The organism is Lentzea miocenica, assembly GCF_033949945.1.
In the GTDB taxonomy this organism is placed as follows: Bacteria; Actinomycetota; Actinomycetes; order Mycobacteriales; family Pseudonocardiaceae; genus Lentzea; species Lentzea miocenica.
Window position 1 is genome coordinate 53,910 of sequence record NZ_JAXAVW010000037.1, and the last position, 22,438, is coordinate 76,347.

At 68.9% G+C, this 22,438-nt stretch carries 19 protein-coding genes; 13 read left to right on the plus strand and 6 right to left on the minus strand.

The genetic code is table 11. From position 1 onward, the window contains the following. Window positions 1–72: 72 nt before the first annotated feature. From SK803_RS36235 to SK803_RS36245, 3 genes are all read left to right on the plus strand, one after another. Window positions 73–549, plus strand: coding sequence for a pectate lyase family protein (locus SK803_RS36235; protein ID WP_319970704.1), 477 nt, complete (start codon window positions 73–75; stop codon window positions 547–549). A gap of 71 nt (window positions 550–620) precedes the next feature. Next, window positions 621–1,370: a class I SAM-dependent methyltransferase gene (locus tag SK803_RS36240; protein ID WP_319970705.1), complete on the plus strand. Its 750-nt coding sequence runs from the start codon at window positions 621–623 to the stop codon at window positions 1,368–1,370. A gap of 14 nt (window positions 1,371–1,384) precedes the next feature. After that, window positions 1,385–2,203 carry a GH12 family glycosyl hydrolase domain-containing protein gene (locus tag SK803_RS36245; RefSeq protein WP_319970706.1) on the plus strand — a complete coding sequence of 273 codons (819 nt, stop codon included), beginning with the start codon at window positions 1,385–1,387 and terminating at the stop codon, window positions 2,201–2,203. Between the two features lie 45 nt (window positions 2,204–2,248). Here the strand turns inward: SK803_RS36245 and SK803_RS36250 are convergent, their stop codons facing one another. After that, on the minus strand, window positions 2,249–3,580 hold the full coding sequence (locus SK803_RS36250; protein WP_319970707.1) for a TIGR01777 family oxidoreductase: 1,332 nt from the start codon (window positions 3,578–3,580) through the stop codon (window positions 2,249–2,251). An 86-nt stretch (window positions 3,581–3,666) separates the two neighbouring features. Between SK803_RS36250 and SK803_RS36255 the strand changes: the two genes are divergently transcribed. Further along, on the plus strand, window positions 3,667–4,116 hold the full coding sequence (locus tag SK803_RS36255) for a hypothetical protein (protein WP_319970708.1): 450 nt from the start codon (window positions 3,667–3,669) through the stop codon (window positions 4,114–4,116). Between the two features lie 30 nt (window positions 4,117–4,146). Here the strand turns inward: SK803_RS36255 and yjfF are convergent, their stop codons facing one another. The 4 genes from yjfF to SK803_RS36275 form a co-directional block, all read right to left on the minus strand. Continuing rightward, a complete protein-coding gene (gene yjfF, locus SK803_RS36260) occupies window positions 4,147–5,136 on the minus strand; it encodes a galactofuranose ABC transporter, permease protein YjfF (RefSeq protein WP_319970709.1) in 990 nt (329 codons plus the stop codon). Continuing rightward, the gene (locus tag SK803_RS36265) at window positions 5,133–6,113 is read right to left on the minus strand and encodes an ABC transporter permease (RefSeq protein WP_319970710.1); all 981 of its coding nucleotides are present in this window, start codon (window positions 6,111–6,113) and stop codon (window positions 5,133–5,135) included. Before SK803_RS36265 ends, yjfF begins: the two co-directional genes overlap by 4 nt. Then, window positions 6,110–7,639, minus strand: coding sequence for a sugar ABC transporter ATP-binding protein (locus tag SK803_RS36270; protein WP_319970711.1), 1,530 nt, complete (start codon window positions 7,637–7,639; stop codon window positions 6,110–6,112). The genes SK803_RS36265 and SK803_RS36270 overlap by 4 nt, the downstream gene beginning before the upstream one ends. Window positions 7,640–7,720: 81 nt before the next feature. Continuing rightward, window positions 7,721–8,689: an ABC transporter substrate-binding protein gene (locus SK803_RS36275; protein ID WP_319970712.1), complete on the minus strand. Its 969-nt coding sequence runs from the start codon at window positions 8,687–8,689 to the stop codon at window positions 7,721–7,723. 201 nt (window positions 8,690–8,890) lie between these two features. Here SK803_RS36275 and SK803_RS36280 point away from each other — a divergent pair, with 201 nt between their 5' ends. The 7 genes from SK803_RS36280 (at window position 8,891) to araA (ending at window position 18,543) form a co-directional block, all read left to right on the plus strand. After that, on the plus strand, window positions 8,891–11,371 hold the full coding sequence (locus tag SK803_RS36280; RefSeq protein ID WP_319970713.1) for an alpha-L-arabinofuranosidase C-terminal domain-containing protein: 2,481 nt from the start codon (window positions 8,891–8,893) through the stop codon (window positions 11,369–11,371). Next, entirely contained in the window at window positions 11,368–12,801 is a 1,434-nt protein-coding gene (locus SK803_RS36285) for a family 43 glycosylhydrolase (RefSeq protein ID WP_319970714.1), read from the plus strand. Before SK803_RS36280 ends, SK803_RS36285 begins: the two co-directional genes overlap by 4 nt. Before the next feature lie 83 nt (window positions 12,802–12,884). Further along, window positions 12,885–13,898 carry a LacI family DNA-binding transcriptional regulator gene (locus tag SK803_RS36290; RefSeq protein WP_319970715.1) on the plus strand — a complete coding sequence of 338 codons (1,014 nt, stop codon included), beginning with the start codon at window positions 12,885–12,887 and terminating at the stop codon, window positions 13,896–13,898. A 222-nt stretch (window positions 13,899–14,120) separates the two neighbouring features. After that, window positions 14,121–14,465, plus strand: a complete 345-nt coding sequence (locus SK803_RS36295; RefSeq protein ID WP_319970716.1) for a hypothetical protein — start codon at window positions 14,121–14,123, stop codon at window positions 14,463–14,465. Window positions 14,466–14,678: 213 nt separating this feature from the next. Then, window positions 14,679–16,364 (plus strand): ribulokinase, encoded by a 1,686-nt coding sequence (araB, locus tag SK803_RS36300; protein WP_319970717.1) that lies wholly within the window; start codon window positions 14,679–14,681, stop codon window positions 16,362–16,364. Beyond that, on the plus strand, window positions 16,364–17,017 hold the full coding sequence (locus tag SK803_RS36305) for an L-ribulose-5-phosphate 4-epimerase (protein WP_319970718.1): 654 nt from the start codon (window positions 16,364–16,366) through the stop codon (window positions 17,015–17,017). Before araB ends, SK803_RS36305 begins: the two co-directional genes overlap by 1 nt. Window positions 17,018–17,034: 17 nt before the next feature. Next, entirely contained in the window at window positions 17,035–18,543 is a 1,509-nt protein-coding gene (araA, locus tag SK803_RS36310) for an L-arabinose isomerase (RefSeq protein WP_319970719.1), read from the plus strand. On the opposite strand, the gene SK803_RS36315 is transcribed toward araA, so the two are convergent. Then, a complete protein-coding gene (locus SK803_RS36315; RefSeq protein ID WP_319970720.1) occupies window positions 18,513–19,328 on the minus strand; it encodes an alpha/beta fold hydrolase in 816 nt (271 codons plus the stop codon). The two genes, araA and SK803_RS36315, sit on opposite strands and share 31 nt — an antisense overlap. A gap of 180 nt (window positions 19,329–19,508) precedes the next feature. Here SK803_RS36315 and SK803_RS36320 point away from each other — a divergent pair, with 180 nt between their 5' ends. Further along, a complete protein-coding gene (locus tag SK803_RS36320) occupies window positions 19,509–20,285 on the plus strand; it encodes a hypothetical protein (protein ID WP_319970721.1) in 777 nt (258 codons plus the stop codon). 160 nt (window positions 20,286–20,445) lie between these two features. After that, a complete protein-coding gene (locus tag SK803_RS36325) occupies window positions 20,446–22,428 on the plus strand; it encodes an RICIN domain-containing protein (RefSeq protein ID WP_319970722.1) in 1,983 nt (660 codons plus the stop codon). Window positions 22,429–22,438 lie beyond the last annotated feature (10 nt).

Below are 22,438 nucleotides of genomic sequence, written 5' to 3' on the forward strand. Positions count from 1 at the left end.
CCGGTTTTTTGCTGCGCGAAAAGCATCCCTTCACTTGATGGAAGGTGCCATGTCCGCGAAAAAGATCACCAGGTGGTTCGCCTGTGCGCTCGTCGCGCTGCCGTCGACATCGTGCGCGGTGCCGAGTACGTGACCGTGTCCTGGAACTGGTTCCGCGGCACCGACAAGTCGATGCTGATCGGGCACTCGGACGGCAGCGCGAGCACCGACAAGGGCCACCCTCGTGTGCGGTTCGGCGAGCCGGTGCACGTCTACAACAACTACTTCCGCGCCAACGAGCTGTACGGCGTCGCGTCCACAATGGATGCCGGAGTGATGGTCGAGGGCAACTACTTCGACAACGTCCCGCACCCGGTTCTCGTCGGCTACGGCGACAGCGGCCCCGGCCGCGTCGTGCAGCGCGACAACGTCTTCGCGGGTTCGGGTGTCCCGCAGACGGCGGGCAGCGTGCAGGAACCGCGCTCCTACTACGCCTACACCCTGGATCGCGCTGCCGACGTGCCGCGCATCGTCCGGGCGAGTGCGGGTGTGAGCGTGCTCAGTGGTTGAACCGGTACGTCGTCAGGCGCGTATCCAGAGGTGGGATTCAGCGCGATCGCGGAGGTACGCACAGTAGGAGCATGGAACCAGTCACCAAGCGGAATCGGGCCGCGTGGGAAGTGGCGTCGGAGAAGCACGTCCGCGAGTACCGGGACTTGCTCGACCAAGCCAGGAACGGGTCGTCTCTTTTCGCGTGCGAACTCGATCTGCTGCGCCCCATGCTCATGAGCTCGCCCGACATCGTCCATCTGCAGAGCGGGCACGGGCTGGACGACATCGCTCTCGTCGCCGCCGGCGCGAAGTCCGTACTGGGAGTCGACTTCAGCGAGGTCGCCGCGACCGCGGCACAACGCCGGGCGGACGAGCTCCGTGTGCCGTGCCGCTACGTGGTGGCGGAACTGCCGGGTGCTCCGCTGTGTGACGAGTGCGCAGACCTCGTCTACACCGGCAAGGGGGCGTTGATCTGGATGCCTGATCTGCGCGCGTGGGCGAAGGACGCCGCTCGTCTGTTGCGACCGGGGGCCAGCCTGTTCGTCTACGAGGCTCACCCGGCTGTGCCGCTGTGGACCTGGGACGAGGACGAGCCCCGGATTCGGCCTGACCGCGGGTACTTCGAGCGTTCCCACGTCAACGACACGTTCCCCGCCAACGGAGCCGTGGAGTGGCAGGCGAGCCTGGGCGAGATCATCAACGCGGTGATCTCCGCCGGCCTGCGGATTCAGCACGTCGCCGAGTACGCCGAACCGTTCTGGCGACCCGATGACGTCTCGGCGGCCGCCTGGCGAGGGCGGCTGCCGAACTCGTTCTCCCTTGTCGCGCGACGGGAGTGAAAGGAGCTTTCCTCGTGAACAGTCCCCATGCCCAGATCGCCTTTCGTGCGGCGATCACGCTGGCGGCCGTAGGACTGGGCGGAGCACTGCTGGCCGCGCTCGTGGGAGTGGTGCTGTCCGTGGTCGGTTCGTCGGCGAGCGCCACCACCCGGCTCTGCGGCAAGGTCGACGTCGCGCCCGCCGGCGGCAGGGACTACCTCGCGCAGAACAACGTCTGGGGCGCGGACACCCCGCAGTGCGTCGCCGTCGGCGACCAGTCGCTGCAGGTCGAGAGCGCCGGCCACAGCCGCCCGCCCGAAGGTGCGCCGGCCGCGTCGCCGTCGCTGATCAGGGGATGTCACTGGGAGGAGTGCACGGACGTCGGAGATCTGCCGGTCCAGGTGTCGGCCATGCCGGAGGTCACGAGCGACCTCGTCACCAGGCAGGTCGACACCGGCGTCTTCAACGCGGCCTACGTCGTGTGGTTCCACAGCGGACCGGTCGCGAGCGGCACACCGGACGGCGCCGAGCTGGTGATCTGGATGCGCAGCAGGGGCGGCATCCGGCCCGGGGGCTCGATGGTGGCCGAGAACGTGGAGGTCGCCGGTGCCCGGTGGAACGTGTGGCTGGCCAGGGATGGCGGGCGCACCCGGATCACGTACGAGCGCGTGGTCGAGGTCACCGCGGTCTCCGGGCTCGACATCCGGGCGTTCACGCTGGACTCGACCAGGCGAGGTCACATCGACCCCAGGTGGTATCTCGTCGCCGTCGAGGCTGGGTTCAACCTGTGGCGCGGCGGCGCGGGCAACGCCATCGAGAGCTTCTCCGTCTCCGTCGGAGATCAGACGCCCTGACCGCGTGACCTGGCAGACACGGATCTGATCGGCCTCGGACGCGAATCAGCTCTCCGGCACGCGCCCCAGCACGTGCCGGAGAGCCGTTTCGAGGTCCGGATGCCGGAACGTGTGACCGGCCTTGGTGAGCACGGCCGGCCGGACGAGCTGGCTCGCCTCCGCCAGTTCCCTGGCGTCCTGCTCGCCGAGCAGGAGCCGCGGCCCGAACGACGGCACCGGCAGCAACGCGGGCCGGTGCAGCACTTTCGCGAGCGTGGCGGTGTAGGCGCTGTTGCGCACGGCGTGCGGGGCGACGGCGTTGACCGGCCCGCTGAGCGAGGTGTCGTAGAGCGCGCGGTGGTAGACGTCGACCAGGTCGTCCATGCCGATCCAGGACTGCCACATCCGGCCGTCGCCGAGCTTCCCGCCCAGACCGGCGGCGAACAACGGGTGGAAGAGCCGCAGGGTGCCGCCGTTGGGCGACTGGACCAGCCCGGTGCGCACGGTCACCACGCGCACCCCTGCCGACGCGGCGGGCTCGGTGGCGGCCTCCCAGTCGGCGACCACGTCGGCCAGGAAACCCTCACCGCGCGCACTGTCCTCGGTGAGTTCCTCGTCACCGCGGTCGGCGCCGTAGAAGCCGATCGCCGACGCGCTCACGAACACCTGCACGCCACTGGTCGCGGCCAGGCCGGCGAGCGCTCGGGTCGGCTCGATCCGCGAGGAACGGACCTCCCGCCGATGGTTTTCGGCGAACCTGCCCGCGATCGAAGCGCCCGCGAGGTGCACCACGGCGTCCACATCGGACAACAGATCGGGCTTCGGCCGTGCGGGGTCCCACTGTCGCTCGTCCGGGCCGGCGGGGGTGTGGCGCACCAACCTGATCACCCGGTGCCCCGCCGTGCTGAGGAACGGCCACAGCGCGCCGCCGACGAATCCGCTGCCGCCGGTGATCGCCACCGTCATCGGCCGGTCGCCTGCCTGCCGCGCGGCCGCCTGCGCGGCGAGGTCGGCGGCGAGCTGGCGGTGCCGGTAGGCGAACATCGACCGCAGCAACGCACCGGGCACCGGCGTGTCCACCCGATCCGTCATCCGCGTCCGATCGCCCTCGGCCTCGAACTCGTGGGTGTGCCGCCACCGCAGCGCCCAGCGCAGCGGCGCGGAGTCGAGCTCGTCGACGAACCGGTGCGGCGGCGCGTACTCGGTGTGCTTGGCGCCCCAGCGCAGTCCCAGCGGCAGCCCCAGCACCGCGCGGCCACCGTCCAGGGAGCCCGCCTCGCGCACGACTCCCACCGGCTGCCACGGCGGCGTCAGCCGGTGCACGGCTCCAGGTCGCTCGTGCCAGGCGAACACTTCGTCCAGCGGCGCGTCCACGACGCTGGAACAGATCAGGGACATGGCTCAACGCTAGGTGCGGCGTCGCGCGGCCGCATGATGAGCGAAGGGGCAGATGAGCGATGTGCCCGCCTGACTAGGTTGGGCACGTGACGACGATGCTGGTGGCTGTGGAAGCTGAGGTCGGGATGGGGAACCGGCACTGCTACGTCGAAGATGTCGCCGTTGAAGAGCCGATCGACGCCCTCGACTTCTCCCGTCCAGGTCGTTGGCTGGTCGCCATGACGAACCGCCTGGCGTTGCTCAGTGAAGCGCACAGCTACCACCACGCACTGGTCCGGATCGAGGCTTGGACCGCGGAACCGCCGACCGAGGTCGAGTGGGGCGAGGCGCAGGACGTCGCACTGTGGCTGGACGAGGGTCAGGTCGAGATGTGGGAGCTCGGCGCGGGCCGGGCGACCGCGGGGCCTGTCGCGCTGGGGTTTCGCGGCGAGGTGCGGGCACGCGGCTACCGCAGGGGTGGGCGGGCGGTCGACGCGCACGAGGGCGTTGCCCGCGGGGTGGAGAAGTTCCTGGTGCGGTTCTGGCCGGCGCGGTGAACCGGCCAGAACCGCCCGTGGAACCAGAGGTCAGGACGCGAGTATCGCCCGTCGTCGTGGGCCGCGCGCCATGCCTCGCTGCACCGCGATGAAGACCAGCAGCAACGCGCCGATCACGATCTTGGTCCACCACGAGCTGAGCGTGCCCTGGAACGAGATCAGCGTCTGGATCGTGCCGAGCACCAGCACGCCGGCCAGCGAGCCGAGGACGTAGCCGACACCGCCCGCGAGCAGGGTGCCGCCGATGACGACGGCCGCGATCGCGTCCAGTTCCATGCCGACGGCGTGCAGGCCGTAGCCGGACAGCATGTAGAGGCTGAACAGCAGGCCGGCCAGCGCCGAGCAGAAGCCGCTGATCACGTACACGCCGACCTTGGTGCGCGCGGTCTTGAGGCCCATCAGCAACGCCGACTGCTCGTTGCCGCCCACCGCGTAGACGGACCGGCCGAACCTGGTGCGGTGCAGGACGTAGAGCGCGGCGAGCACGACCAGGAGCGCGATCACGACGTTGTAGGTGATCGTGACGCCGCCGGGCAGTTCGATGACGGCGGTGGCGACCGCGCGGAACGTGCTGTCCTTGATGGACACCGACTCCACGCTGATCAGGAAGCACAGGCCGCGGGCGAGGAACATGCCGGCGAGGGTGACGATGAACGGCTGGATGTCGAACTTGTGGATCACCAGGCCCATCAGCAGGCCCAGCGTGCTGCCGATGACCAGCACGGCGACGACCACGAGCGGGACCGGCCAGCCCGCCTTGAGGCCAGCCGCGGTGACCATTGTGGACAGTGCCACGACCGAGCCGACGGACAGGTCGATGCCGCCGCTGAGGATCACGAACGTCATGCCGGCCGCGAGCACGATCAGGAACGCGTTGTCGATGAACAGGTTCGCGATCACCTGCCCGGACGCGAAGCCCTCGTAGCTCGCCGAGCCGGCGCCGAACGTGAGCACGAACAGCACCACGGTCGCGAGGACGGGGAGGAACCGCGCCGGAATCCGTTCGGTGAGAGCGGTCATGACACGGCCACCTTCCGGAAGCTGAGCATTGCACGGGCCTTCGGCGCCTGGACCAGGCACACGGCGATGACGACGACCGCCTTGAACACCAGCGTGATCTCGGGCGCCACGCCGATCGTGTAGACGGTCGTGGTGAGGGTCTGGATGATCAACGCGCCCAGGAGCGTGCCGGTGAGGGAGTACCGGCCGCCCGCGAGGGACGTGCCGCCGATGACGACCGCCAGGATCGCGTCCATCTCGATCCACAACCCGGCGTTGTTGGCGTCGGCGGCGTTGACGTTCGAGGCGATCATGAGGCCCGCGATGCCCGCGCACACCGCCGCGAACACGTACACGGTCCAGATGATCGTCCGTGACCGCACACCGGCCAGCCTCGACGCCTCGGGGTTCACGCCGACCGCTTCGATCAGCATGCCCAGCGCGGTCTTGCGCGTGGTGAGGGCCACCAGGCCGAGGACCGCGAGGCTGATCAGGATGGAGATCGGGAGTCCTACGAACCCTGCTCCGACCTGCCGGAACGCGTCGTTGTTGACGGTGATGATCTGGCCCTCGGTCACCAGCATCGCGATGCCGCGGCCCGCGGTCATCAGCACCAGGGTGGCGATGATGGGCTGGATGCCGAGTCCGGCGACGAGGAAACCGTTCCACAGGCCCAGCAACGCGCACAGCACCAGTGCGATCGCCATGCCCGCGAACGCCGTTCTCGCGTCTCCGGACGTGCCGATGTGGACGCACGTGACCGCGCCCGCGATCGCCGCGACGGCGCCGACGGACAGGTCGATGCCGCGGGTGGCGATCACCAGCGTCATGCCCAGCGCGATGAGGAGCGTCGGCGCGCCGTTCTTGAGCACGTCGACCAGGCCGCCGTAGAGGTGGCCGTCCTGGATGCGCAACGAGAAGAACGACGGCGTGACGACGAGGTTGAGCAGCAGCAGCGCGACGAGCGCGATCAGCGGCCAGAGCAGGCGGTTCTTCATGACGCCGTCCTCTCCGGGACCGGGTCGCCCGCGATGAGTTCGACGACTTCGTCGATGCTCGCGCCACCGTCCAGTTCGGCGATCTTGTGCCGGTCGCGCAGCACGACGATCCGGTCGGCGATGCGCACGACCTCCTCCAACTCCGCAGAGATGAACAGCACCGCTGTCCCTTCCGCGGCCAGGGTCGTGACGAGCTGCTGGATCTGGGCCTTCGCGCCGATGTCGATGCCGCGCGTCGGCTCGTCCAGGATCAGCAGTCGTGGTTCGGTCACCAGCCAGCGGGCCAGCAGCACCTTCTGCTGGTTGCCGCCGGAGAGCGTGCGCACCAGCGCGTCCGGGTTGGCGGGCCGGATGTCCAGCGCTGCCAGGTACTTCTCGACGAGGCTGTCCTTGAGCCGGCGCGACACCGGGCGGCTCCACCCGCGGGCGGCCTGCATGGCCAGCACCAGGTTGTCGCGGATCGAGAGGTCCGCGACGAGCCCTTCGCCCTTGCGGTCCTCCGAGCAGAACGCGATTCCGGCCGCGATGGCCGACCGCGGTCCGCGCAGGTGCAGCGGCGCGCCGTCGACCAGCAACCGGCCGGTGTCGGCCTTGTCGGCACCGAACAGCAACCGGGCCATCTCCGTGCGACCGGACCCGAGCAGGCCGGCCAGCCCGACCACCTCGCCCGCGCGGATCTCCAGGTCGAACGGCGCGATCGCGCCGCGCCGGCCGAGCCCTTCCGCGTGGACGAGCACGGGACCGGAAGCGGTTCGACGCTCACTCGCGTCCTCGATCGCCTCCAGCACGCCCAGCTCGCGGCCGATCATGGCGGAGATCAGCGCACGCCGGTCCAGTTCCTTGGTGAGGTGCTCGCCGACCAGGGCTCCGTTGCGGAGCACGGTCATCCGGTCGGAGATCTCGTAGACCTGGTCCAGGAAGTGCGACACGAACAGGATCGCGACACCTTCGTCGCGCAGCACCCGCATGATCCGGAACAGCTCGGCGACCTCGCCCGCGTCCAGGCTGGACGTGGGTTCGTCGAGCACGAGCACCCGGCAGTCAACGGCGATGGCCCGCGCGATGGCGACAAGTTGTTGCACCGCAATGGGGTGCGTGCTGAGCACGGATGCTGGGTCGATGTGCACGCCGATGCGGGCCAGCACCTCGGCTGCCCGCGCGCGCATCGCTGGGAAGTCGATGCCGCCGAACCTGCGGGGTTCTCGGCCCAGCAGGATGTTCTCCGCCACCGTGAGGTTCGCGCAGAGGTTGACCTCCTGGTACACCGTGCTGATCCCGGCCTGCTGAGCCTGTCCGGGAGAGGAGAACGCGACGGCGTCACCCGCCAGCAGCACTGAGCCGCTGTCCGGGCTGTGCACGCCCGTCAGCGTCTTGATCAGGGTGGACTTGCCGGCGCCGTTCTCGCCCATCAGAGCGTGCACTTCGCCCGGGAACAGCCGGAAGTCGACGTCCTGCAACGCCTTCACGCCGGGAAACGCGAGGCTGATGCCCCGCATTTCGACGAACGGCGGCGGTGACTCGGTCATGGCGGGAGCCTTCGTCGCTGGAGTGCGGGGCCCGGCACCGGATGCGCAGTCGGTGCCAGGCCCCGCAGTCTGTGGGGGAGATCAGTACTGGCGCTGCGGGAGTGCGGCCTTGGCCTGCTCCGGCGTGAACGTGCCCTCCACGGTCACGACCCGCGCCGGCACCTCCTCGCCCTTGACGACCTTCTTCGCGAGCTCCATCAACTGCTTGCCCAGCAGCGGGTTGCACTCGACGATGAAGTTGATCTCGCCGTTGGACAGTGCGGTCATGCCATCCTTCACCGCGTCGACGGTGATGATCTTGATGTCCTTGCCGGGCACCTTGCCGGCGGCCTTGATGGCCTCGATCGCGCCCAGGCCCATGTCGTCGTTGTGCGCGTAGACGACGTCGATCTTCGGCTGGGACTTGAGGAACGCCTCCATGACCTGCTTGCCGCCGGACCGGGTGAAGTCACCGGTCTGCGAGGCGACGACCTTGATGTCGGGCTTGGCGGCGATCTTCTCCTCGAAGCCCTTATTGCGGTCGATCGCCGGCGCGGCACCGGTGGTGCCCTGCAGCTCCACGACGTTTGTCGGTCCGGTCGCGTTGGCGACCATCCAGTCGCCGGCCTTGCGGCCCTCTTCGACGAAGTCCGAGCCGAGGAACGTCTTGTACAGCGACGTGTCGTCGGAGTCGATCGAGCGGTCGGTGAGGATCACCGGGATGTTGGCGCGCTTGGCTTCCAGCAGCACGGTGTCCCAGCCGGTCTCGACGACCGGGCTGAACGCGATCACGCTGACCTTCTGCTGGATGTACGAGCGGATCGCCTTGATCTGGTTCTCCTGCTTCTGCTGAGCGTCGGAGAACTTCAGGTCGATCCCGGCGGCCTTGGCCTCGTCCTGGATCGACTTGGTGTTCGCGGTGCGCCAGCCGCTCTCGGCGCCCACCTGGGCGAAGCCCATCGTGATGGTGTCGCCGGAAGAGGCGGCGGTACCACCGCCAGAGCCAGAGCTGCAAGCTGTCAGCACGAACAGCGCGATCACGCTGGCGGCTGTCGTGATCTTCTTCAACACAGGGATTCCTCCGAGGTGACTACGGTGTCGCGGAGCCCGACCGCGTTGACGCGGCTGTCAGGTGGACAAGAGTGAACGCTCACATCAGTCCCGTCAAGCCTTCAACCATAACGACTTGTGAGCGTTGACCTGATCTGTCGGCAATCGTATGTTAGCGCTAACTTTCGCAGCGAACCCACGAACGCCGGGAGCTCACCCCCCATGTCCCCCAGGCACGTTCTGCTGTCCGCGGCACTCGCGGCCTCCCTGCTCGCCGCCGTCCCCGGTTCGGGAGCGGCGGCAGAGACCGATTACACGATCAAAGTCGACGCCACCAAGAAGGGCGCGTCGATCGACGACACGATGTACGGCGTCTTCTTCGAGGACATCAACCGGGCCGCTGACGGCGGCCTGTACGCCGAACTCGTGCAGAACCGCTCGTTCGAGTACGACAAGGCCGACAACGCCTCGTACCACGGCATGACCTCGTGGGCACCGCAGAGCGGCACCCTCGACGTGGTCGACGACAGCGGCCGGATGAACGAGCGCAACCGCCGTTACCTGAAGCTCGGCCTGCCCGCCGGCGTGATCAACTCCGGTTACAACTCCGGCATCGCCGTCCAGGAGGGCCAGCGCTACGACTTCTCCGTCTGGGCTCGCACCGACCAGGGCAGCGGCGTGCCCCTCACCGCCGCGATCACCGACCCGGCGGGGAACCCGCTCGGCGACCCGGTGAAGGTCCAGGTCAAGGGCGACGGCTGGACCCGCTACACCGGCACCGTCCGCGCGAAGAAGGCCACGACGACCGGCCGGCTGCTGGTCACCGGCGGCGGCACCGGGACCCTGCGCCTCGACATGATCTCGCTGATGCCGCAGGACACCTTCAAGGGCCACGGCCTGCGCCGCGACCTCGCCGAGAAGATCGCCGCCCTGAAGCCCGGCTTCGTCCGGTTCCCCGGCGGCTGCCTGGTCAACACCGGCAGCCACTACGGCTACGACGCGCCGGACTACGAGCGCCGCCGGTCCTACCAGTGGAAGGACACCATCGGGCCGGTCGAGCAGCGCGCCACGAACTCGAACTTCTGGGGCTACAACCAGTCCTACGGCCTCGGCTACTACGAGTACTTCCAGTTCAGCGAGGACGTCGGCGCCATGCCGCTGCCGGTCGTGCCCGCGCTGGTCACGGGCTGCGGTCAGAACCGCGCCACGAACGACCCCGCGCTGTTGCAGCGGCACATCCAGGACACCCTCGACCTGATCGAGTTCGCCAACGGGCCCGCCGACTCCACCTGGGGCCGCAAGCGCGCCGAGATGGGACACCCGAAGCCGTTCAAGCTGACCCACCTCGGCGTCGGCAACGAGGAGAACCTGCCGGACGAGTTCTTCGCCCGCTTCACCGAGTTCCGCAAGGCGATCAACGCGAAGTACCCGGACATCACCGTGGTCAGCAACTCCGGCCCCGATGACACCGGCGGCACGTTCGACCGGTTGTGGCAGCTCAACAAGCAGGCCGGCGTGAAGATGGTCGACGAGCACTACTACAACAGCCCGAACTGGTTCCTGGAGAACAACAACCGCTACGACTCCTACGACCGCAACGGCCCGAAGGTGTTCCTCGGCGAGTACGCCTCGCTGGACAACAAGTTCTTCAACGCGCTGAGCGAAGCCGCGTTCATGACCGGCCTCGAGCGCAACGCCGACGTCGTGAAGCTCGCCTCCTACGCGCCGCTGCTGGCCAACGAGGACTACGTGCAGTGGCGGCCGGACATGATCTGGTTCAACAACCACGCGTCGTGGGGCTCGGCGAGCTACGAGACGCAGAAGCTGTTCATGAACAACGTCGGCGACCAGGTCGTGCCGAGCACCGCATCGGCCACGCCGTCCACCCAGGGCCCGATCACGGGCGCGATCGGCCTGTCCACCTGGGCGACCGCGGCGTCGTACGACGACGTGCGCGTCACCAGCGCGGCCGGTCAGCAGCTGTTCAGCGACGACTTCTCCGGCACCGACGCGCAGTGGACCAGGACCGGGCCGGGCGCCTGGAACGTGGTCAACGGCGCCTACGTCCAGTCCGACGCCGCCGCCGAGAACACCCTCGTCACGGCCGGCTCGCGGGACTGGCGCGACTACACGCTGAACCTCAAGGCCACCAAGCAGGCCGGCCGCGAGGGTTTCCTCGTCGCGTTCGGCGTGCAGGACACCGGCAACTACTACTGGTGGAACCTCGGCGGCTGGAACAACACCCAGTCCGCCGTGGAGAAGGCCGTGGCGGGCGGCAAGAGCACGTTGATGAGCAACGGCACCAGCATCGACACGGGCCGCACCTACGACGTGCGGATCGACGTGCGCGGACGGCAGGTCACGCTGTTCCTCGACGGCCAGAAGTGGGGCGAGTTCACCGACGACTCGCGCGTTGAACCGTTTCGACAGGTCGTGACCCGCGACAACGCGACCGGCGAACTGATCGTCAAGGTCGTCAACGCCCAGGACAACGCCGCCCGCACGAACATCGACCTCGGCATGCCGGTGGCGTCGACCGCGCGGGTCACCGTCCTGCAGGGACGCCCCGACGACGTGAACACCGAGTTCGCCCAGCCGATCAGGCCGCGCACCACCCAGATCAGCGTGCGCACGTCGTTCAGTCACACGTTCCCGCCGAACTCCATCACGGTCTTCCGCGTCAAGGACAGGAGCCGCAAGTGATCGACCGCAGAACCCTGCTGCTGGGCACGGGTGGCGCGCTGGCCGTGGCCGGCACGCTCACCGCCGCCGCTCCTGTCGTCGCCGCGCCGGAGACTCCCGCGGAACTGCCGACCCGCAACCCGCTCGTCGAGCAGCGCGCCGACCCGTTCATCACGCCGCCGACCGACGGCATGTACTACCTGACCGGGTCCGTGCCGGAGTACGACCGGATCGTCGTGCGCGGCGCGTCCACGTTGGACGGTCTGAGTTCCGCGCGGGAACGGACGATCTGGCGCAGGCCCGCCACCGGCAGGATGGGTGGCTACATCTGGGCGCCGGAGCTGCACCGCGTCGACGGCAAGTGGTACGTCTACTTCGCCGCCGGGGACAAGGACGAGCCGTTCCGCATCCGCACCTACGTGCTGGAATCCTCGAACGCTGATCCGCGTGCCGACGGGTGGGTGCTGCGTGGCCAGGTGGTGACGCACCTGGACACCTTCACGCTGGACGCGACGACGTTCGAGCACCGCGGGAAGCGCTACTTCCTGTGGGCGCAGAACGATCCCGCGGTCGGTTCCGGCACCAACCTCTACATCGCCGAGATGGCCTCGCCGCTCGCGTTGAGGACGACGCCGGTCCGCATCGCGACGCCCACGCTGTCGTGGGAGGTGCAGGGTTTCCGGGTGAATGAGGGGCCCGCGGTGCTGATCCGCAACGGCCGGGTGTTCGTCACGTTCTCCGCGAGCGCCACCGACGCCCGTTACTGCATGGGTTTGCTCACCGCCGACGAGAACGCGAACCTGCTCGACGCGCGGTCGTGGACGAAGTCGCCGAACCCGATTTTCGCCACTCACGTGCCGACGTCGCAGTACGGACCGGGGCACAACTCGTTCACCACGGTCGGTTCTCTCGACGTGCTCGTCTACCACGCACGCGACTACCGCGACATCAGCGGAGATCCGCTGTTCGACCCGAATCGTCACACGCGAGTGCAGCGGTTGCACTGGAACGACGACGGCACACCGAGTTTCGGCGTGCCGGTCGGCAAGGGCGGGCCGATCGTGCGGCTGACCACGTTGGACGGTCTGTTCGTGCGGCACTACGAGTACCGGATGCGGGTCGACGGCAACGTCCGCGAGCTGGCCGACTCGCAGTTCCGTTTCGTACCGGGGTTTCTCGGCTCCGGCACGGTGGCGCTGCAGTCGGTGAACTTCCCCGACCGGTACGTGCGGGTGGACGGGGATGCCATCCGCATCGACCCCTTCGAGGACACAGATGCTTACGGTCGTGCGGCGAGCTTTGTTCGCGTACCAGGACTCGCTGACAGCAAGGCGATTTCGTTGAATGTTGGAGCAAACTCTTATCTCATTCACGATCGAGGCAGACTGGTGGTCGCCAGCCCGGGCAACGACCGCGACGCGCGCCGACGTGCGACGTTCCGGCTCGGATAGACGTCACAATGGGTGCGCTGCAACGAGGCCGAGAGGTGTGATCGCTAACATCATCGGTCTAGACCAAGGATCGGAGCCCGTCCGTGGACCAGAAGACCCAGCGTGATCCCGCGATGACCGATGTCGCCCGCCTCGCCGGGGTGTCCCACCAGACGGTTTCGCGCGTCCTCAACGACCACCCGAACGTCCGCGAACAGACTCGTCTGCGCGTGCGCGCCGCCATCAAGGAACTGGGCTACCGCCCCAACCGCGCGGCGCGCGCGCTCGTCACCGGCAAGACGCAGCTGATCGGCGTGGTGGCGCAGAACTCGACGCTCTACGGCCCGGCCTCCCTGCTGTCCGCCTTCGAGGAGGCGGCGGGCGAGGCCGGGTTCGCGGTGAGCATCGGCCGGGTGAAGGTCCTGGACCGCGAGTCGATAGCGGCCGCTGTCGAACGCCACCGCGACCAGCGCGTGGCGGGCCTGGTGGTGATCGCCCCGAACGCCTCGGCCGCCGACGCGCTTGCCGACGTCCCCGCCGGTCTGCCGCTGGTCACTGTGGACGGTGATCCGGAGCGCACGACCGCGCTGGTCACGGTCGACCAGGCGGCCGGTGCCTTCGAGGCCACCACGCACCTGCTGGAGACGGGCCACCAGACCGTCTGGCACGTGTCGGGCCCGCAGGACTGGTTCGACGCGGCCGGTCGCGTGCAGGGCTGGAAGCGCGCCCTGGACGCGGTGAACGCCGAGGTCCCGCCAGTGGTGGCGGCCGACTGGAGCGCCGCCGCCGGCTACAAGGCGGGCCAGATGCTGGCCAGGATGCCCGAGGTCACCGCCGTGTTCGCGTCCAACGACCACCTCGCCCTGGGCGTGCTGCGCGCCATGCACGAGCGCGGCCGCCGGGTGCCGCACGACGTCAGCGTGGTCGGGTTCGACGACGTGCCGGAAGCGGCCTACTTCATTCCGCCGCTCACCACGGTCCGCCCGGACTTCGCGGCGGTGGCGCGGGAGACGCTCGGGCTGCTGCTCGAGCAGGTCACCGCGGGCGAGTCCACGACGTCGAGGCGGACCATCGCGCCGGTGCTGGTGCGGCGGGAGAGCGTGGCGTTCCCGTCCTGACCGAGGGGCCGGCTGGCGGGCGGTCCAGCGGGCGGGCGATGGCGTGTGCCAGGTCGTTGGGCTGTCAGCTGCGGGGCTGCTGGCGGGTTGGGTGTGATGTGCGGTGCTGCTGGCGCGTGCTGTGCCGCCGGGCTGGCCGGTGGTCGGCGGGCGGCGATGGCGTGTGCCAGGTCGCTGGATTGTCAGCTGCGGGGTTGTCGGCGGGGTTGGGTGTGACGTGCGGTGCTGCTGGCGCGTGCTGCGCCGCCGGGCCGGCCGAGGGTCGGCGAGCGCGTGACCTCGCGGGCCAGGCCGGCGGCGATGCGGTGGGGTTGGGCGTGCCGGTGCTGCTGGAGCGCGGTGCCGGCGTACGGCGACGGGTGGCGTGCTGGTGCGGCCCGAGCACGCGGCACCGCTGACCTGACCGCAGGGCCTGGCTGGCGTGCGTGCGACGGCGCAGGCCGGGTCGGCGGCGATGCGTGCGGTGCCAGGATCACCGTGCCGCAGGGCGAAATTCCGGACGGCGCGGTCCTGCTGCTCACGGGACCTGTGGCAGCGCATCCGGGTACGCCGGGCGGCGGGGCGTGACACCGCGGCCCCGAGCGGCGATATGCCGGTCATGGCACTTCAGCACGTGGCCGGCGATCGTTCTGACGTCGCTCGCCCGGGCAGGGGCCGGGATCAGCTGACCGGGGGCTTTGTCGTGCGTTCACTCTCCTGCGCATTCCGTGGTTCATCACGGGTTTCGCGACGTTCGGCCCGCATCTTGACGCGCAGAATGTTAGCGATAACACTCATCTCGTGACTGACGAGACGATCCATCCCGACGCCTGTGTGGTGGGCGTCGACTTCGGTACGTTGTCCGGGCGCGCGGTGGTGGTCCGCGTCCGCGACGGCGCTGAGCTCGGCACCGCTGTGCACGACTACGGCCATGGTGTGGTGGACCGCGCTTTGCCCGGGTCGGGCAGGGCGCTGCCGCCCGAGTGGGCGTTGCAGGTGCCGTCCGACTACGTCGACGTGCTGCGGACCGCCGTCCCGCAGGCCGTCGAGGCGGCCGGGGTCGCGCCGGAGCTGGTCATCGGGATCGGCACCGACTTCACCGCCTGCACCATGGTGCCGGTGACCGCGGACGGGACGCCGTTGTGCGAGCTGCCCGAGTTCGCGGACAACCCGCACGCCTACATCAAGCTCTGGCGCCACCACGCTGCCCAGCCGCAGGCCGATCGCATCAACGAGCTTGCGCGGCAACGGAAGGAATCGTGGCTGCCGCGGTACGGCGGGCTGATCTCCTCGGAGTGGGAGTTCGCCAAGGGCCTGCAGGTCCTGGAAGAGGCGCCCGAGGTCTACGAGGCGATGGCCCGGTGGGTCGAGGCCGCCGACTGGATCGTCTGGCAGCTCACCGGTGAGTACACCCGCAACGCGTGCACCGCCGGTTACAAGGGAATCCTCCAGGACGGCGAGTATCCGAGCGAGGACTTCCTCGCCGCGCTCAACCCGGCGTTCGCGAAGTTCGTCGCGGACAAGCTCGATCACCCGTTGTCCGCTCTCGGTGACAAGGCCGGCAGCCTGACCGCGGAAGCCGCGGCCTGGACCGGTCTGCCGCAGGGGATCGCGGTGAGCGTCGGCAACGTCGACGCGCACGTCACCGCCCCCGCCGCGCAGGCCGTGGAGCCTGGGCAGATGGTCGCGATCATGGGCACCTCCACCTGTCACGTCATGAGCGGCGACGTGCTGCGCGAGGTGCCGGGCATGTGTGGCGTCGTCGACGGCGGGATCGTGCCGGGCTTCTGGGGTTATGAGGCCGGGCAGAGCGGTGTCGGTGACATCTTCGGGTGGTTCGTGAAGAACCAGGTGCCGCCCGCCTATCACGAGCAGGCGAGCGAACGCGGGATCACCGTGCACGAGCTGCTCACCGAGCTCGCGAACGAACAGGCGGTGGGCGAGCACGGGCTGATCGCGCTCGACTGGCACAGCGGCAACAGGTCCGTGCTCGTCGACCACGAGCTGTCCGGTGTGGTCCTCGGGCAAACGCTGGCCACGAAGGCGGAGGACGTCTACCGGGCGCTGCTGGAGGCCACCGCGTTCGGCACGCGGGTGATCGTGGACGCGTTCACCGACGCCGGTGTCCCAGTGACCGAGCTGGTGATCGCGGGCGGCCTGATCAAGAACAAGCTGCTGATGCAGATCTACTCCGACGTCACGGATCTGCCGCTGTCGGTCATCGGGTCCGAGCAGGGACCGGCGCTCGGCTCGGCGATGCACGCCGCGGTCGCCGCGGGTGCGTTCGCGGACATCCGCGAGGCGGCCGCGGCCATGGGATCGGTGCAGCGTCACGTCTTCACGCCGATTCCGGAGAACGTCGACGCCTACGAAGCGTTGTTCCTCGAGTACCAGGAGCTGCACGACCACTTCGGACGCGGTGGCAACGATGTCATGCGCCGGTTGCGCAGGTTCCGCCGTGAGGCGCTGGAAGGGAAGCTGAACTGATGTCCGCCACGGCAGAGCTGCGCCAGACGGTCGCCGACCTGCACCGCGAGCTGACCCGCTACGAGTTGGTGATCTGGACCGCGGGCAACGTCTCCGCACGGGTGCCCGGCCACGACCTGATGGTCATCAAACCGTCCGGTGTGTCCTATGACGAGCTCGGGCCCGATGCGATGGTCGTGACCGACCTGCACGGCAATCTCGTCGAAGGCGAGCTCGCCCCTTCCTCGGACACCGCGGCGCACGCGTACGTGTACCGGCACATGCCCGAGGTGAACGGGGTCGTGCACACGCATTCCCCTTACGCCACAGCGTGGGCGGCGCGCGGTGAGCCGATCCCGTGCGTCCTGACGATGATCGCGGACGAGTTCGGCGGCGACATCCCGATCGGCCCGTTCGCGTTGATCGGCGACGACTCGATCGGCCAGGGCATCGTGGAGACGCTCAAGGCCAGCAGGTCCCGGGCGGTGCTCATGCGCAACCACGGCCCGTTCACGATCGGCCCGACGGCACGGTCCGCGGTGAAGGCCGCGGTGATGCTGGAGGACGTGGCGCGAACCGTCCACTTCGCACTCCAGCTGGGCAAGGCCGAAGTGATCGAACAGCAGCACGTCGACCGTCTTTACGAGCGCTACCAGAACGTCTACGGGCAGTGAGCCCACGAGGAGAGCACATGTCGTTCGCGGGCAAGCCGCAGATCTGGTTCCTCACCGGCAGCCAGCACCTCTACGGCCAGGAGACGCTCGACCAGGTGGCGGCGCAGTCCCAGCAGATCCAGCGGATGCTCGGCGAGTCCGGGCGGATCAGCGCGGAGATCGTGTGGAAGCCGGTGCTCACCGACGCCTCCGCGATCCGTTCCGCCATGCAGCACGCCAACAACGACCCGTCCTGCGTCGGCGTGATCGCGTGGATGCACACGTTCTCGCCGGCGAAGATGTGGATCACCGGCCTCGATCTGCTGCGCAAGCCGTTGCTGCACCTGCACACGCAGCTCAACGAGGCACTGCCGTGGTCCACGATCGACATGGACTTCATGAACCTCAACCAGGCCGCGCACGGGGACCGCGAGTTCGCCTACGTCCAGACGCGCATCGGCGTGGCCCGCAAGACGGTGGCCGGGCACGCCAGCGACCCGGAGCTGGCCGGCCGGATCGACGGCTGGGCCCGCGCCGCCGCAGGTCTTGCGCACCTGCGCACGTTGAAGCTCGCGCGGTTCGGCGACAACATGCGCGACGTCGCGGTGACCGAGGGCGACAAGGTCGAGGCCGAGCTGCGGTTCGGCGTCTCGGTCAACACCTACGGCGTCAACGATCTCGTCGCCGTGGTGGACGCGGTGCCGGACGAGGACATCGACCTGCTCGTCGCCGACTACGCCGAGGCCTACCGGCTTGCCCCGGAGCTCGCGCGCGGGGGAGAACGGCACGCGTCGCTGCGGTACGCGGCCCGCATCGAGATCGGCCTGCGGTCCTTTTTGGACGAGGGCGGGTTCGGCGCGTTCACCACGAACTTCCAGGACCTGGGCGGACTGCGGCAGCTCCCGGGAATCGCGGTGCAGCGGCTGATGGCCGACGGCTACGGCTTCGGCGGCGAGGGCGACTGGAAGACCTCGGCGTTGCTGGCCGCGGTGAAGGTGATGGGCGCGGGAACGGGTCGCGGCACCTCGTTCATGGAGGACTACACCTACCACTTCGGGCCGGGCGTGCCGAAGGTGCTGGGCGCGCACATGCTCGAGGTGTGCCCGACGATCGCGGACGGCCTGCCGTCGTGCGAGATCCACCCGCTCGGCATCGGCGACCGGGAGGACCCGGTGCGGCTGGTGTTCGACGCGGCGGCCGGTCCCGCGGTGGTGATCGGCCTCGCCGATCTCGGCGACCGCTTCCGGTTGGTGGCCAACGAGGTCGAGGTGGTCGGCCCGGACGAGCCGCTGCCGAACCTGCCCGTCGCTCGCGCGGTGTGGCGGCCGGCGCCGTCGCTCTCGACGTCCGCGGAGTGCTGGCTCACCGCGGGCGGCCCGCACCACACCGTGCTGACCCAGTCGGTCGGCTCGGAGTCGTTGCGGGACTTCGCGACCATGGCGGCCACCGAACTGGTGCTGATCGACTCGTCGACCACCCCCGATCAGTTCGGCGACCGGCTGCGCTGGAACTCCGCCTACCACCGCCTCGCCGCGGGAATGCGCTGACTGACCGTGCGCGCGTAGAACTCGGCGATCCGCTTCCAGGTCGCGACGGGGTTCGAGTAGATCGGGAGGTGCCCGCTGTGCGGGATCTCGGCGAGCTCGACCCCGTTCGCGTCCAGCAGCGGCAGGTAGGACAGTGACGCACACTCCTCGCCGTAGAGGTACATCCGCGGGCAGGGCAGCGAGAGGAACTTCGGCAGCAGGTCGCCGTGGTCGGCGAGTTCCACCACGGACCTGAAGATGCTCGGCACGGCGCCGCGGCGGACCTTGTGCGGCAGACCGGCGGCGTACAGGCCGCTCGAGTAGCCCTGCCCACCTCGGACGAGGTCCATGAACCGGGTGAACACCTCACCCGGTTCCTGGTTCGACAACACGTGTCTGGTCGGCGCACAGTCCTCGGGTGCCAGCGTGCCCTTGATGTTCACGAAGCTGAGCACACGGCCCGGTTCGCGGTGCGCGAGCAGCAGCGCGGTCAGTCCGCCCAGCGAGTGCCCGACCAGGTGGTAGCGCCCGATACCGGCCCGGTCGAGCACGGCTCTGGCCGTGTCGACCAGGAACGGCACGTCGATCGCCCCGAGATCGGCGCACTCCGTGGCACCGCAGCCCGGTGCGTCGTAGGCGAGAAAGGCGCGGCCGGTGAACTCGTGCCGCTGCGTGATGTCGGTGTAGTCCTCCTTGCTGGTCCCGAAACCGTGCATGAAGACGATCGGTTCGTCCGTGCCGCCGCGGTGCGTCGCGGCGATCTTGAGATTGACGCCCTGGACTCTCAAGCGAAGTTGTTCGTCCACGACTCTGTGCCCCGATGGCATGGTGATTTCCCCGAATTCTGCGCAGGTGCGGGTCTGCGTGACGAGACGGCCAGCATGCCACCGACTGTGAACGCTCACAAGTAGTTGAACCCCGTACGGTCCCGGTCCGTATCCCGGTATGCCGGCAAATGACGTCCACCGATTCGTGAGGGTTCGAACATGTCGAGAGCACATGCAAAACCAGAACGGCGCAAGAGGGTGCTCGTTGCCGGAATCGCCGTCGCGGCCACTTTGACCGGCGTGACCGCGGTCGCCGCGTTCGCAGGTGGGGAGAGCGGAAGCACTCAGTCGATCGCCTGTCCGCAGCCCGTCGTCCCCGCGGTCCCCGCCCAGGCGCAGGCCGAGGTGCAGCGCGAACTGGCCAATCTGGACAAGCAGATCGCCGAGGCGAACAACCGGTTGCGCACCTCCGCTGGCGAGGGCGGGCCGAACTTCGTGCAGAACGCGATCCTCGGCCCGCTCGCGAGCAAGCGGGTCGCGGCGCTGAACCGGATCGAGACCGCGATCGGCCGCGTCGCCGAGAAGCCGGAAGGTTTGGAACGGTTCGCGACCTGCGGACTCGGTCAGGCGCCCGCCGTGTCCGCGGCGCCGGCGACGACCTCGCGCTCCTCGTCCGCTGGAACCGGTTCCGGTACTGGTTCGTCGGCGTCGGGGAAGACGATCGAGTGCCCGTTGCCGGTTCTGCAGAACGTGCCGGCCAAGGCTCAGGCCGAAGTGGACCGTGAGCTCGCGAACCTGAGCAAGCAGCAGGCGGAGGCGAACGAGCGGCTGCGCACGTCGGCCGGTCAGGGTGGGCCGAACTTCGTGCAGAACGCGATCCTCGGTCCGTTGGCCGGCAAGCGGGCCTCCGCGCTCGACCGGATCGCGATCGCCATCGGCCGCGTGGGCGAGCGGCCTCAGGGACTGGAACGTTTCGCCACCTGTTCGCTCAAGTAACTCTCCTCGGGGTTCGAGCGTCCAGGGCCCGCCTCTCCTCGGGGGTGAACGTCCCAGGGGGTCTGCCGAGCGGAACGCGCCACCGCTCGGCAGGCCCTTGACGTGCAGGGTGGTCCTCGGTAGTTGTTAGCGTGAACATCGCCCGTTCAACGGAGAACCGATGACCAGATTCCCTGCCTTTCTCGTCGCTTCGGCGCTCACACTGTCCACAGTGGTCTTCGGCGGCGCACCTGCCTCCGCCGCCGTGGAATCCGTGACCGTGCGGCCGGATCCGACCTACCAGCAAGAGCCTTTTCAGGGTTGGGGAACGAGCCTCGTGTGGTTCGCCAACGCGACCGGGGGATACCCGGACGAGATCCGCAACCAGCTCGCGGAGTTGTTGTTCGGAGAGGACGGGCTGAACCTCAACATCGCCCGCTACAACATCGGTGGCGGCAACGCGCCGGACGTCCCGGAGTACCTTCGCGCGGGTGCCGCCGTGCCTGGTTGGTGGAAGGCGCCGGCGGGCACGACCCGCACGGACACCGACTGGTGGAAGCCAGGCGATCCCCGGTTCTTCGACGCCGCGGCGGATCCCCGCCAGCGCTGGTGGGTCGACCGGATCAAGTCGCAGGTGACCAAGTGGGAGGCGTTCAGCAACTCGCCGCCGTGGTTCCAGACCGTCAGCGGGTACGTGTCGGGTGGCTTTGACGCGTCCGCGGACCAGCTGCGCGAGGACAGGATCAAGGACTTCGCCTCGTACCTGACGCAGGCGACCGCGGAGCTGGAACGCGCACACGGCATCAAGTTCGCGACGCTCGACCCGTTCAACGAGCCCAACACCCCGTACTGGAGCACCAAGCTCGGCCCGGACGGCAACCCGACCGGCGGCAGGCAGGAGGGCGCGCACATCGGCCCGGCGCTGCAGGCGAAGGTCGTGCCCGCGGTGGCGGACGCGTTGCGCGCCAAGCGGTTGAAGGCCGTCGTCTCCGCGCCGGACGAGACCAACCCCGGCATCTTCGCCGACGACTGGGCCGGCTACCCGGCCGCCGTGCGGTCGCAGGTCGGCCAGTTGAACGTGCACACCTACGGCCAGGACCGCCGCACGTCCGCCCGTGACATCGCGAAGGCCGCGGACAAGCCGTTGTGGATGAGCGAGGTAGACGGCTCGTGGGGGACCGGGCAGAGCTTCACCGCCATGGACTCAGGGCTGGGCATCGCCGCGCGCGTGATCGACGACGTGCGCGAGCTGGAACCGCGCGCCTGGCTGCTGTGGCAGGCGATCGAGGACTACGACAACATGAAGCCCGGCGGTGAGACGCCGAACGGCATGAACTGGGGCGTCGTCCAGATCCCGTTCAACTGCGGCCCGCAGGACACGCTCGCGACGTGCCCCGCGCGGGTCAACAGCAAGTTCCACACGCTGCGGAACTTCACCCACTACGTCAAACCGGGCGACCGGATGATCAAGGTCAACACCAGGACCGACGTGGCGGCGGTGCGCAACACCGAGCTGAAGACCGTGGTGCACCTGAACCAGTCCGAGCAGCCGCGGTCCGTGACGCTGGACCTCTCGGCGTTCGGGTCGGTGCGGCCGAACGCATCGGTCCGGCCGATCGTGACGGACATGTTCGGCGCGCTGGTCAAGGGCGCCGCGGTGCGCGTGAAGGACCGCAAGGCAACGCTCAGCGTGCCCGCGCGGTCGGTCGTGACGTTCGACGTGTCGGGTGTCAGCGGTCTCGACCGGTCGGCTGCCCTGAACGGCGCCTACCGGCTCACCGGCGCGCAGAGCGGCAAGTCCCTCGCTCCGTCCGGCACCACGCTAGTCCAGCGCACGACGGACACCGGTGCGCGGGACCAGGTGTGGCGGCTTGAGCGGAAGACGGGCGGGTACGGCAACGACGTCGAGTTCTCCGTGGTCAACACCGCCACCGGGCAGCGAATCGCGGCTGTGGACGGTAACGCGACGTTGATCTCCAACGACAGTCCTGCCGCCAGGTGGGTCCTGTCGTCCACCGGGGACGGCAGCTGGACGTTCGTCAACGCCGTCACCGGATCGCTGCTCGACGTGGTCGGCGAGTCGCGTGAGGACGGTGCCAGAATCGGTTTGTACCACGCGACTTCCGGTGCGAACCAACGTTGGTCAGCTTTGTCGGTCAGGTAGTCGGGAGTGA

Excerpts from the sequence above, each read along its gene's own strand:
- SK803_RS36240 (WP_319970705.1), top strand. The coding sequence starts at position 621 with ATGGAACCAGTCACCAAGCGGAATCGGGCCGCGTGGGAAGTGGCGTCG.
- SK803_RS36250 (WP_319970707.1), bottom strand. The coding sequence starts at position 3,580 with ATGTCCCTGATCTGTTCCAGCGTCGTGGACGCGCCGCTGGACGAAGTG.
- yjfF (WP_319970709.1), bottom strand. The coding sequence starts at position 5,136 with ATGACCGCTCTCACCGAACGGATTCCGGCGCGGTTCCTCCCCGTCCTC.
- SK803_RS36265 (WP_319970710.1), bottom strand. The coding sequence starts at position 6,113 with ATGAAGAACCGCCTGCTCTGGCCGCTGATCGCGCTCGTCGCGCTGCTG.
- SK803_RS36270 (WP_319970711.1), bottom strand. The coding sequence starts at position 7,639 with ATGACCGAGTCACCGCCGCCGTTCGTCGAAATGCGGGGCATCAGCCTC.
- SK803_RS36280 (WP_319970713.1), top strand. The coding sequence starts at position 8,891 with ATGTCCCCCAGGCACGTTCTGCTGTCCGCGGCACTCGCGGCCTCCCTG.
- SK803_RS36305 (WP_319970718.1), top strand. The coding sequence starts at position 16,364 with ATGTCCGCCACGGCAGAGCTGCGCCAGACGGTCGCCGACCTGCACCGC.
- araA (WP_319970719.1), top strand. The coding sequence starts at position 17,035 with ATGTCGTTCGCGGGCAAGCCGCAGATCTGGTTCCTCACCGGCAGCCAG.
- SK803_RS36320 (WP_319970721.1), top strand. The coding sequence starts at position 19,509 with ATGTCGAGAGCACATGCAAAACCAGAACGGCGCAAGAGGGTGCTCGTT.
- SK803_RS36325 (WP_319970722.1), top strand. The coding sequence starts at position 20,446 with ATGACCAGATTCCCTGCCTTTCTCGTCGCTTCGGCGCTCACACTGTCC.